Genomic DNA, 12,757 nt, shown 5'->3' on the forward strand with positions numbered 1-12,757 from the left:
CCGAGGTGCTACTCAAGTTCGGCGAACAACGCGTCGATTCGTTCCGAAGCGTCTTGGAGGCGCTCTTGCGTTTGCTCTGCAGTCGTCTGCTGCTGGAAACCGACCATCACGTTGCCCTGTGCCGCTCGCACCATGAGTTGCTGTTGCGTTTGTGAGCCATCGCTACTGGTCACCACATAGGCGTCATTGAACGGCGCCATTGTTTTAGTTGGTTGTTTCGCCAAATGGTAGGCGAGAGTTTTCCCGTTGATGGTCACCGAATATCGTGCGCAGTCGGCGCTCGCCTTCGCTTCGCTTTCCCATTGGGCCTGCAATGCTTCTTCGTCTTGATAGACCGCAACCGTCAGATATCGATCTTCAAACTCCACCGCCGACATCTTGGCCTTGGCCAGTTGTTCGGTGACCGGAGCGGCGAAGGTAACACCGCATTTACTTGGCGAAACTTTCAATCCCTCAATCCAGGCCTGTGCTTCGGGGATACTTTTGCGCAATTGCGAATCCGATATGACCTTCGCCTTGGAATCGTCCTTGACGAATTCCTTGAGCTGCTTTTCAAGTTCATCGGCGTTGATCTGCAGTGCGCTTCCCGCCGTTGCCTCATTGGGAACAGACGGGGTACTGCAACCGCTAAGCAGGAGCGCCGCGAGGCAAAGCGCCGAGGCGAGGTACGTTTTAGAGCAATTGGCAAGAGCCACAGATTTTCCTGTCACGATAGTTACTGTGCTCGAGTCTAGAAGATTGCGCACCGTTCTCGGCGGATTATGGCCTCTGAGCCCGAGGCATGCCGTGCAAAAACGCCGCGTTTTCTACCAGTTCTTGATGAGACGATTCTGGTCCGACACGAGGATTTGCGGCCATGAGCAACCTGCAGTCGACAACTGCGCGCGTCAGATCTCTGGACGTACTAGAAAAGGATCGTCGCGAACGTTCCAGCCTGCTCGAATCCCACCCGTTCATAGGACCGAATGGCAGGCTCGTTGTAATTGTTCACATACAAGCTCACAACCGGCGCAAATCGCAGCGCATAGTCAACCGTGGCTGCCATATATCCGGCGGCAAGTCCCTGTCCGCGATAGCGGGGGCTAATCCAAACACCTTGGATCTGAACTACCGAAGTGGTGACGGTTCCAAGATCCGCCTTGAAAATAATCTCGCCGTACTCGTCAACGTCGATCACGGTGTGCCCTTCGCGAATCAACTGACGCACCCGGGTTCGGTAATATCCACCGCCACTGTCCAACGGCGAGTATCCAAGTTCTTCTTCAAACATTGCAGCACTAGCAGGCAAGACAAGGTTGAAGTCCTGCAAGGTCGCCACGCGCAGAGACTCAATCGGCGTGATATTCGCCTGGTGCGCAATAGTCATCAATGGCTGATTTTCACGGACGTCGAAGAATGTCTGGGGTCCCGAGGCAAGGACATCTTGCATCGCCAGCACGGTCTCGGCTGGGCCAAAAACCGAAGCGAAACGTTGGCGCGTCTCCAGCGCTTGCTGAGCATAGGCGCGCGCATGTTCAGCGCTCATGGCGGTGGGCGCAATATTTGCGCCCACCCAGCATGCCGATTCCAGCCCCTCTTCACCGTTAATGCCGAGCAGGTGGGCAAAACCATCCGGAACGGCGGAACGGTGCAGAGCAAGCTGCGACCGGGTAAAGATATTAGCTACGGGGTCTTGATCAAGCAATGCGAGTAGGGCCGCAGTATCTCTACGTCCCAAGACCCGCACTTCCCCGGGCGGGCTCTGTCTAGCTGACGGAGACCACGGGAGAACCCGAGGCAGGATTCTCGTCATCGCCAAGATCCATTTCTTCAGCTAAACGATTAGCTTCTTCAATAAGGGTTTCGACAATCTGGTCCTCGGGGACGGTCTTGATAACTTCACCCTTGACGAAGATCTGCCCCTTGCCATTACCGGAGGCTACGCCGAGGTCGGCGTCTCGTGCTTCGCCCGGGCCGTTAACAACACAGCCCATCACCGCAACGCGCAGCGGGGCTTCCATGCCCTCTAGTCCGGCGGTGACCTTTTCGGCCAGCGTGTAGACGTCCACCTGAGCGCGACCACAGGATGGGCAGGAAACGATGTCCAGCTTTCGGGGACGCAAGTTCAAGGATTCGAGGATCTGGTTACCAACCTTGACCTCTTCGACCGGTGGAGCCGAAAGGGAGACGCGGATGGTGTCGCCAATGCCCTGTGAGAGCAATGAGCCGAAGGCAACGGAGGACTTGATGGTGCCCTGGAAGGTCGGGCCGGCTTCGGTAACACCGAGGTGCAATGGCCAGTCGCCGGACTCAGCCAAGAGTTGGTAGGCGCGGACCATGATGACTGGGTCGCTGTGCTTGACCGAAATCTTAAAGTCGTGAAAGCCATGTTCTTCGAATAGCGAAGCTTCCCAGATGGCCGACTCTACGAGTGCCTCCGGGGTTGCCTTGCCGTACTTCTTCAGTAGCTTCGGGTGCAGCGAACCACCGTTGACGCCGATACGAATCGAGGTGCCATGATCCTTGGCAGCCTGAGCGATTTGCTTAACCTGATCATCAAATTTGCGGATGTTGCCTGGATTCACCCGGACGGCACCGCAGCCGGCCTCAATCGCAGCGAATACGTACTTCGGCTGGAAGTGGATGTCGGCGATGACCGGGATCTGCGATTTCATCGCGATGATCGGCAAGGCTTCGGCATCTTTATCGGTCGGGCAAGCGACGCGCACAATATCGCAACCGGCGGCCGTCACCTCGGCGATCTGCTGCAAGGTTGCGTTAATGTCATGCGTCTTGGTGGTGGTCATCGTTTGCACGCTGATAAGCGAGTTCGAACCGATGCCCACATTGCCAACATTAAACTGACGGGTCTTACGACGTGGAGTGATTACCGGCGGTGGTGCCGCCGGCATGCCGAGTTTGACCGAAGTCAATGGATGCCTCCGAAGTGATTGTAGGTATTTCTATATCAAGTATCGCACCGTCTGGCGTGCTATTGGTAAGGATGCGAGAAAAGCCACGACGAGCGCCGTGGCTTTTCATCACAGATTCAAGAAAAGTTACTTAGTTGGCTTCTGCAACGGTGCGGATGTTGCCCAGCACTTCGGCAACCTGTTCGGCAACTTCAGCGTCATCCTTCGGGTGAGTTTCGGCGAAGCGAACCACCGAGTTGGGGATGGAGAGCTTGACGTTCTCAAGGACGTTTGCCCCTGCAATGTTCAGCGCCTTGCGGGCTTCGTCTTGAGCCCATACGCCACCGTACTGGCCGAAAGCGGTGCCGATGACAACCGATGGCATGTCTTTCACGGCGCCAGCACCGAACGGGCGCGAGAGCCAGTCGATGGCGTTTTTGAGAACGGCTGGCATGGTGCCGTTGTACTCAGGGGAGATCAGCAGCAGCGCATCCGCCGCGCCAACAGCATCGCGCAATGCCTGTGCCGCCGCAGGCACACCGCCTTCAACATCGTGGTCTTCGTTGTAGAACGGCAGGCTGTCAAGGCCCGAGTACACGCTCACATCAACGCCTTCTGGGGAGTTCAGCGCGGTAGCTTCTGCCAACTGCTGGTTGGTTGAACCAGCGCGCAGGGAACCGACCAGAGTAATGACCTTTGTTGCCATATTGTGCTTCTCCTATATTTAGTGAATCAATAAGTAGACAAAGCTGACGCTTCATCTACTCCAACGAGTGATCAGAAGATTCAATTCCGCCACTAGATATGACTTAGGGCACACTCGTGAGAACTCCTGGGTCATAACTGCGCGTGCACCAACCAGTCAGCGGTAAAGCCGCGGCTGCTCAGTCCCGATTAGTCCAATTCAGTCAAAAGCGGCAATATCGCTTCTTGCTCTTCTTTTCGCGCCGATAGGTCATGCTCCCGCCGCCCTCTGAAGATGGCCTGCATACCAATGCCCATTCGCTCTTCGGCACCTCAAGGGACGCTCACCCCTCGCTTTCTCACCTGGCCAAAGATTGTGCGGCAAAGAGGCAGCGCTAATAAACGATGGATACTTACGCATAAATTGCAGCTGCAATTCGATTAGCGGCGGACGCGAGAGGCCAAAATTCATTGCGCTCTTGTCGCTCAACGAATCAATGAAACCCCCGGCCACAAAGCCAAGGCCTGCGGTCGGGGTCGATAAGCATTGACTTTTTAGGAGGCGAACTGCGAAAGCAGGCCCATGACCGGGTTCCATTCGGTGATGTCGGTCTGCTCTAGCGCGCCGACCTTGCTGAATGGATCATTGGCCAGCACCTCATTCAGGGCGGACTTATCCTCAGCTACAAAAATGAGCAGAGCACCGTCGGCAGCCGGGGTGGGACCCGAGGCGAGAAGACGAACCGAGCCTTCTCCAAGGAACTCACCGAGGTATGCGCGGTGCGCCGGACGGTGTTCGTTGCGCAGTTCGGTCGAGTCCTGAGCATAGGTGTATTCAACAGCAAAAACAGTCATGGCTACAGCTTATTTCGCCAGGCCTAGAAGATCGTGATTGGTTTGAAGATGTCTGCGTATATTAAGAGCCCGCCCATGACCAGCATCGCAGCAACGACTACGTAGGTGAGGGGCAACAGCTTGATGGTATCCACCGGAGCGATGTTCTTTTTTCCGAAGATCCGGGCTACGGTACGCTTCAGTCCCTCGTAGAGGGCACCGATCACATGCCCGCCGTCCAGCGGCAGCAAGGGAATCAAGTTGAAGGCAAATAGCGCCAGATTCAGTCCACCGGCCAGCGAGAGCAACGAGGCGATCTTGTCATTGATTTCGATGCCCTCATGAGCATTGATTTCACCGGCGATACGTCCCACACCAACGATGGAGACCGGACCGTTCGGGTCGCGCTCCTCGGTACCGAAGGCGGCCTGTGCTACGTCGACCATGCGCTGGGGCAGGTGCAGTATGACGTTGCCGATGTTCAGCAGCTGGTCCCCCACCACGCCGGGCATTTCGGTGACCGGCTGGGAAATGTTTTTCTCCTGCGAGCCCATCCCGACGAACCCAACCTGCGCGGTTTTCATGGCGCCGTTCTCGTCGGTCACCGGATAGCCATCTGCATCCAGCACCGGCCGTTCGGTCAGATAGGGCGTCAGCGTGGTGTCATGCATGATGCCACCGCGTTCATATTCCAGGGCGATGCTTTCCCCCGGGTGGTCACGGATCACACCGGTGAGTTCATACCAGGCATCGTGCGCCACCGGGGCGCCGTTGACGGCGGTGATGGTGTCTCCCGGGAGCAACCCGGCGGCGTAGGCCGGAGCTTCCTTGTCGTTGGCGGTGCATTCGGTCGCCTCAGAATTTTCGGCGCTCGCGATGCACTGGTACACCTCGGAGACGGTGGTGGTCGCCGTGGGCACGCCAAAACCGGTGATCACCACGCCGATCAGCAGGAACCCGAGCAGCAGGTTGACGAAGGGTCCGCCGAGCATGATGATGATGCGCTTATAGATGGGCAGCTGATAGAACAGCCGGCCTTCGTCGCTGGCTTCCACGTTCTCATTGGCCTGCGAACGGGCGTCGTCAACCATTTGCCCGAAGACTTTGTCGAAGAAACTCGGCTTCTTCTGCGCCGCGCCGGCTTTGCTGGCCGCGCGCGGCGGGTACATGCCCACCATTGAGATGTATCCGCCCAGCGGAAGTGTCTTCAGCCCGTATTCGGTCTCGCCACGCTTGACCGAAAAGATCGTCTTGCCAAAACCGATCATGTATTGCGGAACGCGCAGTCCGAATTTCTTGGCCGGAAGCAGGTGCCCGACCTCGTGCAAGGCAATGGACAGCCCGATGGCGACGACCATGAACAGGACACCGCCAAGGAACATTAATACGCTCATGCTTTTTCCTTCAGCAACGAGATTGCGTGGGCGCGCGCCCACCGATCGGTCTCTAGCACTAGCTCCGCCGAAAGCTCGGCGTTCACCGGGGTATAGTCTTCCAACACCCGGTCGATGGTTTCAACAATGTCGGTAAAGCGGATCTTGCCTTCATGGAAGGCGTCAACCGCAATTTCGTTCACCGCGTTGTACACGGTCATATGGGTGCCGGAGGCGGCAGCGGCCTGCTTCGCCAATTTCACCGCGGTAAAGACCGATTCGTCCAAGGGTTCGAAGGTCCACGATGCGGCGGTGGAAAAATCACAGGGTTTCGCGGCTCCGGCCACGCGATGCGGCCAGTTGATGCCCAAGGCAATCGCTAACCGCATATCCGGTGGCGAGGCCTGGGCGATCACCGAACCGTCGATGAACTCAACCATCGAATGCACTATCGACTGGCGGTGCACCAGCGGTTCGATACGCTCCAGCGGCACATCAAAGAGCAGGTGGGCTTCGATGACTTCTAGCGCCTTGTTGACCATGGTCGCAGAGTTGGTGGTGACCATCCGCCCCATATCCCAGGTTGGGTGGGCTAGCGCCTGCGCCGGGGTCACTTCGCGTAGCTGCTCATAGCTATATCCGAAGAATGGTCCACCGGAGGCGGTGACAATCAGCTTGGAGACTTCCTCCGGGGTGCCCGAGCGCAGGGCTTGGGCAAGAGCTGAGTGCTCGGAGTCCACCGGAGAGATCTGCCCGGGTGCGGCAATCTGCTTCACGACCTGGCCGCCGATAATCAGCGATTCCTTATTCGCCAGCGCGAGCAGGTGTCCGGCCTTCAACGCCGCGATGGTCGGTTCCAATCCGATGGCGCCGGTAATGCCGTTGAGCACCACATCAGATTCCATATAGCCAGCGATCTGCGCGGCGGCCTGCGGCCCTGCGAGGAGTTCCGGGGAGTAGTCGCCTACGCCTTTGTCCTGCGCCACCTGCGCAATCGCGGATGCGAGTTCATCTTTGCTCTCTACCGCCGCGCCCACGAGGTCCGGGCGGAAGGCGACTGCCTGTTCGGCGAGGAGCTTGAGATTGTAGCCACCGCTCAGTGCCGCGACGCTAAATTGCTCCGGGGCATTCTTGATGACATCCAGGCCTTGGGTGCCAATGGATCCGGTAGAACCGATCAGCGTGACACGGCGCGGATGGTCCGCAGTTTTAAAAGAAGATTGGATGCTCACCCACCCCATTATGGCCGTTATATCTGTGAGCTCCCAAAGTGCAGATCAACCGGCGCGCTCAAGCCAAGCCGTGCCGGCGAGCAAGTCTGAAGCTCAGCAGCGCGCCGGCCCGGCTCATTAGGGATTGAGCCTTTACAGCCCGAGGCTGCGGGCGATCAGCATCAGCTGAACCTGCGTAGTGCCTTCACCGATTTCCAGGATCTTTGAATCCCGATAGTGGCGAGCCACCAATGATTCGTTGATAAATCCGTAGCCACCAAAAATCTGAGTGGCGTCCCGGGCGTTGTCCATGGCCGCCTCACTAGCGACGAGCTTGGCGTGGGCTGCTTCGATCTTGAAGTCTTTCCCGGCAAGCATTTTGGCCGCGGCCGCGTAATAGGCAAGGCGCGCGGTGTGGACGCGCGAAGCCATGCGCGCAATCATGAATGAGATTCCCTGGTTCTTGCCGATTGAAGAGCCAAAGCTCTGTCGGTTCTTCGCATAGGTTACCGCCTCATCCAGACAGCCTTGGGCGGCGCCGGTCGCAAGAGCCGCGATGGCGATACGACCCTCGTCAAGGATCTCCAAGAAATAGGCATATCCGCGTCCGCGTTCGCCGAGGAGATTCTCTTCGGGGACTCGGGCACCGTTGAAGCTCAGTGGGTGGGTATCGCTGGCATGCCAGCCGACCTTGTTGTAAGCCGGTTCCGCGGTGAATCCTTCGGTACCCGATGGAACGATAATCGTGGAGATTTCTTTTTTGCCGGTGGCCTCGTTGACTCCGGTCACCGCGGTGACCGTGACAAGCGAAGTGATGTCTGTTCCCGAGTTCGTGATGAATTCTTTGGAACCGTCGACAACCCACTGGCCATGTTCGAGCTTTGCTTTGGTTCTCGTGGCCGATGCGTCAGATCCGGCACCGGGCTCGGTCAGTCCGAATCCTGCGAGGTTCTTGCCGGCGGCGAGATCTGGCAGCCAACGCTGTTTTTGTTCCTCATTTCCGAAACGGAAGATCGGCATCGCCCCGAGTGAGACACCTGCCTCCAAGGTAATGGCTACCGACTGGTCGACTCGACCAAGTTCTTCCAGCGCGAGGGCCAGAGCGAAGTAATCGCCGCCAGATCCGCCGTATTCCTCGGAGATCGGCAATCCAAACAGGCCCAACTCCCCCATTTGCGCAACAACTTCATAGGGGAAGCTGTGCTCCGCATCGTGTTTAGCGCTGACCGGCGCGACGACTTGCTGGGCAAATTCACGGACGACGTCGACCAGGTCTTGGTACAGTTCGTCGAGTTCGAGATCAATCACGGGCACTCTCTTCTTTCGAGGTTGTCCACACCGTCCTTGCGTTTTTGACGCAATGATCGATGGCGGGCCATGTTGGACGCGGAGGCCATATCTTGGAAGCTGACCGTCCGGCGCGTATGGTTAATTTCTATTAACTGTGTATGTCCAGCTACATTTTGACACTAGTGGCGTACTTCATAGTTGTCCATAGTTGGACGGGGTTTTCGAAGGAGTAAATGCATTGAGCAGATATCAATCGCTCACTGAGCCAACCGAACGCGAGCGTGCCAAGGCCGAACGCCGTGATGCGCTATTGCGCGAAGCGACACGGCTCTTTGCGTTGCACGGTTACGCCGGTGTTTCCTTAGAAGATCTGGGAGCCGCCTGCGGCATCTCGGGGCCTGCCGTGTACCGGCATTTTGCCGGCAAACAGGCGCTCCTCATCGCTTTGCTGGTAGATATGTCTAAGGACATCTACGCCGGCGGTCTGAAGGCCGCAGAGAGTGGCGGCAAGCCGTTGGAGGTGTTGTCCCGACTGGTTGATTTCCATACCGATTTCTCCCTCTCTCGACCAGACATCCTTCAGGTTCAGGACCGCGACTTGAAGTCGCTCCCGAAGGCCGAACTCGCCTTAGTCCGAAAACTTCAGAATAATTACATTGCGTTGTGGACCGAGCAGCTGGCCCAAATGCATCCCACCGGAAGCCCGCAGTCGCACCGCTTTAGGGCACACGCGGTCTTTGGCCTGTTGAACTCCACCGCACACTCGGCGCACTCACCACGCACCAAGAAATCCGGGTTAAAGCCGTTGCTCTCCAATATGGCACTCGCGGCTCTCACATCCCCGGTAGTCTAGAAACTAAGTCCCACTTATTCTGGGCGCGTTCAATCGGGCGCGTACCACCTCACGAAAGAAAGGCCTTTACCGTGCAACTACGTGAAGTCCGCCCTTCCGACTTGGACGCCTTCTTTGCTCACCAGCAGGAACCCGAGGCGAACCTGATGGCGGCCTATCAGGCCCGCAACCCTTCGGACCGGGCCGTATTCGATCATCACTGGAGCTCAATCCTCAACGATGAGTCGGTACTGGTTCGCACTATCGAGCACGAAGGCGACGTTGCCGGCTCCATTTTGGTCTTTGACGGTTCGAAGCCCGAGATCAATTTCTGGACCTCCACCAAGTTCTGGGGCAAGGGAATCACCACCAGCGCTGTGGACGCGTTCCTGGCCGAGTTCACCAAGCGTCCGCTGACCGCACACGTGGTGCAGGACAATCTAGGTTCGCTCAAGGTCCTAGAACGTCGCGGCTTCAAGCAGGTAGGCACCGAGCAGATCTTCTCGAACGCCCGTGCCGCGGTTGTCACCGAGATCGTTCTCCAGCTCGACGACTAACAGTCGCTTAAATACAGCTAACCGCAGTTCACCCGACGACGTGTGAACTGCGGTTAGCTGTTTAATGCTGATCTATCGGGGTTTCAAGGCCCGTAATAGCCCTTGCCTCGATCAATATCTTTTCTTGCATCCCGCAACGCCTTGGCCGTCTGCTCATCGCTATGGTCAAAGTCAGTAGCCTTGCGATCCAGGCTGCGATAGGCGCCAACGATGAACGGCAGCGCGCAGAGGGCGATGACGGCGGACATAATCAGGATCGATACCAGATCCATGGCTTGCGCCCCGCTTCCTTGGCCGGCCCGGTTCCCGCGGACTACTTCGTGGAATTCAAGGTCCGCCACGCCTCACGACGCACCGCCTGCTCGATCGGATCCGGCACCGGAGCGGCGGCCAGCAACCTGCGCGTGTAGTCGTGGGACGGTGCGTGCAGCACGGTATCTACGCGCCCCTGCTCCACCGACTTGCCGTTTTGCATCACCACAACCGAATCGGCGAGCATATCGACAACCGCCAAATCATGGCTGACGAATAGGCAGGCGAAGTTGAAATCGCGCTGCAACTCCTGGAGCATCTCCAACACCAGCGCCTGCACCGAGACGTCCAGCGCGCTGGTCGGCTCGTCGGCGATCAACAACTCCGGATTCAAGGTAAGGGCGCGGGCAATGCAGATACGCTGGCGCTGGCCGCCGGAAAGCTCGTGCGGGTAGCGGTTGATGACATTTCGCGGCAGCTTCACCGCATCCAGCAGTTCCTGCGCACGCTTGATCCGCTCGGTCTTGCTGCCGACCTTATGCACCACCATGGGCTCGGTAATGCAATCGCCAATGGGGAATCGCGGATTCAGCGAAGCGGCCGGGTCCTGGAAGATCACCCCGATCTGCTTGCGCACCTGGCGCGCCTGGCGTGGTGAGAGCTTGGGCAGATTATGGCCCTTGACCGACAGCGTTCCGGAGGCCACCGGCAGCAGGCCGAGCACCGCCTTGGCGATGGTCGACTTGCCCGAACCCGATTCGCCCACGATGCCGAGCACCTCGCCCTTTGCGACGTCGAAGCTGACGTTTTCCACCGCCCGGAAGACGGTGCCGCGCATGTCGTATTCCAAGATCAGGTCCTTGGCTTCCAAGACCAGCTCGCGGTCGGCCTGCGCGACCGGTTCGCTGCGCGGTGCAGGCTCCTCTACGTTCGCCCGCGAAAGGCGCGGCACGGAAGACAAGAGGCGTTGGGTGTATTCGTGCTGCGGGTGCAGCAGCACCTGCTTTACATCCCCGGTCTCCACCAGGTTTCCTTGGAACATCACCGCCACATGATCGGCCATATCTGCCACGACACCCATATTGTGGGTGATGAGCAGAATTCCCGTATTCAGCCGGTCTTTGAGCTCCCGGAGCAGGTCCAGGATTTCGGCCTGCACGGTCACGTCCAGTGCGGTGGTCGGCTCATCGGCAATGATCACCTTCGGTTCGCAGGAGATCGCCATGGCGATCACGATGCGCTGGCGTTGGCCACCGGAAAATTGGTGTGGATACTGCCTAATGCGTTTGGCGGGATCTGGGATGCCCACCATGGTCAGCAGCTCGATGGCGCGGTCGGTGGCTTCCTTGCCATAGGCCACGTCGTGCAGTTCGAGCGCTTCGGTCAGCTGGCGTTCGATGGTCAGCACCGGGTTCAGCGCCGTCATGGGTTCTTGGAAGACCATGGCAATGTCGGTGGCACGCATTTTACGCATCTTGCCTGCCTCCAGTCCTACCACGTTGACATTGCCTATCTTGGCGACGCCGGTGACCTGGGCGTTCTCCGGCAGCAGGCCCATGGCCGCGGTGGAGGTCACCGACTTCCCGGACCCCGATTCACCGACCAGCGCCACGACTTCGCCCGGGCGCACCGCCAGGGATAGCCCCTTGACGGCGTGGACGTCGGGTCCGGCGGTTTCGAAGGTGACCTTCAGGTCATTGAAGCTCAGTGCATAGTCTTCTGTTGCTTCGGTGCTCATGGCTTCTCCTTACGGGTTGGCAGGGCAAAGAGCCCTGCCCGGCGGCGGCGCTTGCCGGTGTGGCGTGGATCGAAGGCATCTCGCAGACCATCGCCGAGGAAGTTGACGCTCAGCGCGATGGCGACGATGATCATGCCCGGCCACCAGAACAACCACGGACGCGAGGTAAACGCATTCTGGTACTGGCTGATCAGCAGGCCCAGCGAGGATTCCGGCGGTTGCACGCCGAAGCCCAGATACGACAGGGCGGATTCGAGCAGGATCGCGCCGGCAATGGCGAAGGTCGCGTTGACCACGATCACCCCGATGGTGTTAGGCAGCAGGTGCTTGAAAATGACCCGTGAGGTTTTTGAGCCCATGGCTTGGGCCGCCGCCACGTATTCGCGTTCGCGCAAGCTGAGGATCTCACCGCGGACCAGTCGGGCTAGTCCGGTCCAGGTCACCAAGCCCAAGACGAGGGCCAAGGTGATGATCGAGCCGGAGGTCGCGCCGGCAAGCTGGCCAAGCACTGCGGCCAGCACCAGGAGTGGGATCACGATGAACAGGTCGGTAATGCGCATCAAAACCTCATCGACCCAGCCGCGGAAGTATCCGGCGATCGCGCCGATGACCGCTCCGAGGAAGGTGGATACCACGCCGACGACCACCCCGATGATGATCGATTTTTGGGTTCCGGTCATCACCAGCGCGAAGTAGTCCTTACCGATGGAGTCCTGCCCGAAGGGGTTCTCCCCCCAGCGGATTCCTTCGCCACCGAGCCACGTGGGGACCAAGCTCAAGGTTGGCTTGCCGCCATCGATCACGCTTCCGGCGTTGAGGTAGGACTTATCCCACCAGCCCGGAAATACTCCCCATCCCACCGAGCTGAAGGCCATCACGGTAATGAAGACCAGAATGATGCTGGAGGTCATGGCGAGCTTGTGCTTGAGGAAGCGCCCAATAACGATGCGCCCCTGGCTTTTTGAATCTTCGGCCTGGCGGGCAAGCTTCGCATCCTCCAGTTCTGCAAGGGAGGTGACGTTCTCTGGCAGTTTGTCGTTGGTGTTACTCATCGCTTGTCCTTAATGTCCCAGACACGATTGGTGTGAATTGTCA

Annotated in this window: 13 protein-coding genes; 2 read left to right on the forward strand and 11 right to left on the reverse strand. The window is 58.4% G+C overall.

All coding sequences use genetic code 11. The features are described from left to right. Window positions 1–8: 8 nt before the first annotated feature. The 8 genes from CIK76_RS13450 to CIK76_RS13485 all read right to left on the reverse strand — a co-directional run bounded on the left by CIK76_RS13450 (window position 9) and on the right by CIK76_RS13485 (window position 8,301). The gene (locus CIK76_RS13450; protein WP_141393562.1) at window positions 9–710 is read right to left on the reverse strand and encodes a hypothetical protein; all 702 of its coding nucleotides are present in this window, start codon (window positions 708–710) and stop codon (window positions 9–11) included. Between the two features lie 194 nt (window positions 711–904). Beyond that, on the reverse strand, window positions 905–1,684 hold the full coding sequence (locus CIK76_RS13455) for a DUF4081 domain-containing GNAT family N-acetyltransferase (RefSeq protein WP_255248472.1): 780 nt from the start codon (window positions 1,682–1,684) through the stop codon (window positions 905–907). A gap of 61 nt (window positions 1,685–1,745) precedes the next feature. Beyond that, window positions 1,746–2,912 carry a flavodoxin-dependent (E)-4-hydroxy-3-methylbut-2-enyl-diphosphate synthase gene (gene ispG / locus CIK76_RS13460; protein ID WP_096287306.1) on the reverse strand — a complete coding sequence of 389 codons (1,167 nt, stop codon included), beginning with the start codon at window positions 2,910–2,912 and terminating at the stop codon, window positions 1,746–1,748. Between the two features lie 130 nt (window positions 2,913–3,042). Further along, complete coding sequence (locus CIK76_RS13465) at window positions 3,043–3,597, reverse strand: NADPH-dependent FMN reductase (protein WP_096287308.1); 555 nt, start codon at window positions 3,595–3,597, stop codon at window positions 3,043–3,045. A 533-nt stretch (window positions 3,598–4,130) separates the two neighbouring features. Beyond that, on the reverse strand, window positions 4,131–4,430 hold the full coding sequence (locus CIK76_RS13470; RefSeq protein WP_096287310.1) for a YciI family protein: 300 nt from the start codon (window positions 4,428–4,430) through the stop codon (window positions 4,131–4,133). 23 nt (window positions 4,431–4,453) lie between these two features. Then, window positions 4,454–5,803: a site-2 protease family protein gene (locus CIK76_RS13475; RefSeq protein WP_096287312.1), complete on the reverse strand. Its 1,350-nt coding sequence runs from the start codon at window positions 5,801–5,803 to the stop codon at window positions 4,454–4,456. After that, window positions 5,800–7,023, reverse strand: coding sequence for a 1-deoxy-D-xylulose-5-phosphate reductoisomerase (dxr, locus tag CIK76_RS13480; RefSeq protein ID WP_096287314.1), 1,224 nt, complete (start codon window positions 7,021–7,023; stop codon window positions 5,800–5,802). The genes CIK76_RS13475 and dxr overlap by 4 nt, the downstream gene beginning before the upstream one ends. Window positions 7,024–7,146: 123 nt before the next feature. Next, window positions 7,147–8,301: an acyl-CoA dehydrogenase family protein gene (locus CIK76_RS13485; protein WP_096287316.1), complete on the reverse strand. Its 1,155-nt coding sequence runs from the start codon at window positions 8,299–8,301 to the stop codon at window positions 7,147–7,149. Between the two features lie 220 nt (window positions 8,302–8,521). Between CIK76_RS13485 and CIK76_RS13490 the strand changes: the two genes are divergently transcribed. Together CIK76_RS13490 and CIK76_RS13495 are read left to right on the forward strand one after the other, a co-directional pair. Further along, complete coding sequence (locus tag CIK76_RS13490; RefSeq protein ID WP_096287318.1) at window positions 8,522–9,136, forward strand: TetR/AcrR family transcriptional regulator; 615 nt, start codon at window positions 8,522–8,524, stop codon at window positions 9,134–9,136. A gap of 71 nt (window positions 9,137–9,207) precedes the next feature. Then, window positions 9,208–9,672 (forward strand): GNAT family N-acetyltransferase, encoded by a 465-nt coding sequence (locus CIK76_RS13495; RefSeq protein WP_096287320.1) that lies wholly within the window; start codon window positions 9,208–9,210, stop codon window positions 9,670–9,672. 83 nt (window positions 9,673–9,755) lie between these two features. Here the strand turns inward: CIK76_RS13495 and CIK76_RS13500 are convergent, their stop codons facing one another. The 3 genes from CIK76_RS13500 to CIK76_RS13510 are packed head-to-tail and all read right to left on the reverse strand — an operon-like array spanning window position 9,756 to window position 12,714. Further along, window positions 9,756–9,944: a hypothetical protein gene (locus tag CIK76_RS13500; protein WP_096287322.1), complete on the reverse strand. Its 189-nt coding sequence runs from the start codon at window positions 9,942–9,944 to the stop codon at window positions 9,756–9,758. Window positions 9,945–9,985: 41 nt separating this feature from the next. Next, window positions 9,986–11,662 (reverse strand): ABC transporter ATP-binding protein, encoded by a 1,677-nt coding sequence (locus CIK76_RS13505; protein WP_096287324.1) that lies wholly within the window; start codon window positions 11,660–11,662, stop codon window positions 9,986–9,988. Next, the gene (locus tag CIK76_RS13510; RefSeq protein ID WP_096287326.1) at window positions 11,659–12,714 is read right to left on the reverse strand and encodes an ABC transporter permease; all 1,056 of its coding nucleotides are present in this window, start codon (window positions 12,712–12,714) and stop codon (window positions 11,659–11,661) included. The genes CIK76_RS13505 and CIK76_RS13510 overlap by 4 nt, the downstream gene beginning before the upstream one ends. Window positions 12,715–12,757: the final 43 nt, after the last annotated feature.

Source organism: Glutamicibacter sp. BW80 (assembly GCF_002332385.1).
Lineage (GTDB): Bacteria > Actinomycetota > Actinomycetes > Actinomycetales > Micrococcaceae > Glutamicibacter.

Bases quoted from the DNA above. Each gene is read 5' to 3' on its own strand.
- CIK76_RS13465 (WP_096287308.1), bottom strand. From the start codon at position 3,597: ATGGCAACAAAGGTCATTACTCTGGTCGGTTCCCTGCGCGCTGGTTCA.
- CIK76_RS13470 (WP_096287310.1), bottom strand. From the start codon at position 4,430: ATGACTGTTTTTGCTGTTGAATACACCTATGCTCAGGACTCGACCGAA.
- CIK76_RS13475 (WP_096287312.1), bottom strand. From the start codon at position 5,803: ATGAGCGTATTAATGTTCCTTGGCGGTGTCCTGTTCATGGTCGTCGCC.
- dxr (WP_096287314.1), bottom strand. From the start codon at position 7,023: ATGGGGTGGGTGAGCATCCAATCTTCTTTTAAAACTGCGGACCATCCG.
- CIK76_RS13500 (WP_096287322.1), bottom strand. From the start codon at position 9,944: ATGGATCTGGTATCGATCCTGATTATGTCCGCCGTCATCGCCCTCTGC.
- CIK76_RS13505 (WP_096287324.1), bottom strand. From the start codon at position 11,662: ATGAGCACCGAAGCAACAGAAGACTATGCACTGAGCTTCAATGACCTG.
- CIK76_RS13510 (WP_096287326.1), bottom strand. From the start codon at position 12,714: ATGAGTAACACCAACGACAAACTGCCAGAGAACGTCACCTCCCTTGCA.